1 protein-coding gene is annotated in these 342 nt (G+C 37.7%); it reads right to left on the bottom strand.

Going from position 1 to position 342, the window contains the following annotated elements; translation table 11 throughout:
- Positions 1-342, bottom strand: a 342-nt coding sequence (locus ACHRWY_RS27630; RefSeq protein WP_395359242.1) for an AMP-binding protein, incomplete at both ends; no start/stop codon positions are given.

Below are 342 nucleotides of genomic sequence, written 5' to 3'. Positions count from 1 at the left end.
TTGCTGAGTTTCCCTGTAGAGTAGCCAGAGATAAGATCCCAATCTTTATCTAATAGAAAAGTAGAAACATCTTTCTTCTCTTTTATAACTTTACTACTAACACCACTACTTAAAACCAAACCAATACTGGCATCTTTAAGCATATAATCTATACGATCTGTTGGATACTCCGGATCGATTGGAACATAAGCTCCTCCTGATTTTAATATTCCCAGAATACCAATGAGCATCTCTAAGCTTCGCTCCAGACAAATACCCACAAGATCATCCGGCTCTACGCCTTGTTCGCGTAAATAATGCCCCAACTGATTGGAGCGTTGATCTAATTCTTTATAACTTAAT

This window comes from Flavobacterium sp. FlaQc-48 (assembly GCF_044007335.1).
Taxonomy (GTDB): Bacteria; Bacteroidota; Bacteroidia; order Flavobacteriales; family Flavobacteriaceae; genus Flavobacterium.
Note: the sequence above shows the minus strand (reverse complement) of the source record. Positions and strands in the feature narration are given on the sequence as shown.